Consider the following 1,204-nt stretch of genomic DNA (forward strand, 5'->3'; position numbering starts at 1 on the left):
TCACCTTAATGCGGCGTTAGTTGTTTTACCCAACTTCAGAGTAATAGGAAGCAATTGTGATCATTAATAAGAACTGGGACTTAGATGTTGCGTTTGACGTAATCAACGATAGGTATTATCCCGGCGGTTTGCAAAGTGGTCCTCAACGGAATAGACAAATTGAAACTTGGGGTCAACTTGTTGGTAAAACTAGAGCACTTGATCAACTCGATTCGTTGATCGCGAGTTGTGGTTCTATAAATAAAATGTCTCAGTCTGTCCGCATGAGTTCGGGGAGCATTAAAAAACTTAGAAAGTTTTTTGAGTCTCTGCCTGATGAATTGGAAATAGTTGAACAGAACGTTCAACATAGATTTGTTGAGGGTGAGGTTTGTTCTCTAGAAGAAGATTTGACCCATGAGTTTAAAGAAGTAAAAGGACGTAATCCTGCAAAATCTATCCAGAACTTGGTTGACGAATATGTGGTTGCTTTCCTCAACGGCTCGGGTGGTAGTATTTTCTGGGGTATTTGCGACGACGGTAAAGTAAAAAGTTTACATCTATCAACGGCGCAAAAGGATGAAATAAACAAAGTTGTTAACGCTAAAATTGGTACGATTCAGCCAGCGATAGACCCAACAAAAATTACTGTTAGATTTCACTCAGTAATTAATGCAGAGAATGGATATGTTTTTGAAGTAAATGTTCCCAAATCAAACACCATTGGTTTGTTTTTCAATTCTTCTGGTGATACTTGGGTTCGAGTAAATGGCTGTAAACAAAAATTGAAAGGTTTAGCTCTGCAAGACTACATTCTGGAGCGCATGCAAAAAAACAACTAACAAAGCATTTAAGACGGATTCTCAACGCTTGGCAACTTCAGCTTAGGTCGGCTTTAGTGCTGAATGTGGCAAGGTTTAAGGCGGGGTGGTCGCGTTGTTCACCACTTAATGCGGCGTTATAGCGCTTTGAAAACTCAAGGGTTAATAGCCAACTTCCGTACTTTTGAATTCGATTTCTCAACCAGAATCAAGGTGGTGAAATCGGTGCAAACCAAGTTGCTGCGAGTTTCCAAACCAGTCATGCTCACAGAATTTTGAAGCTTGGTTTTCGGTTCGCTCCCCTAAATTCTCGACTGAATCTGCGTTTTGGGTTTTGTGGTCTGGTTACAGTAGGTTTTGTTGGATAAGATGTTGTTCATCAAATGCAAGCTAAGTGCTTCATT

The 1,204-nt window shown here is 40.2% G+C and carries 1 protein-coding gene; it reads left to right on the forward strand.

All coding sequences use genetic code 11. The features are described 5' to 3' along the window. Nucleotides 1-56 precede the first annotated feature (56 nt). On the forward strand, nucleotides 57-821 hold the full coding sequence (locus VPNCDNU1_RS28500; RefSeq protein WP_104403504.1) for an ATP-binding protein: 765 nt from the start codon (nucleotides 57-59) through the stop codon (nucleotides 819-821). Nucleotides 822-1,204 lie beyond the last annotated feature (383 nt).

This window comes from Vibrio penaeicida (genome assembly GCF_002933855.1).
Taxonomy (GTDB): domain Bacteria; phylum Pseudomonadota; class Gammaproteobacteria; order Enterobacterales; family Vibrionaceae; genus Vibrio; species Vibrio penaeicida_A.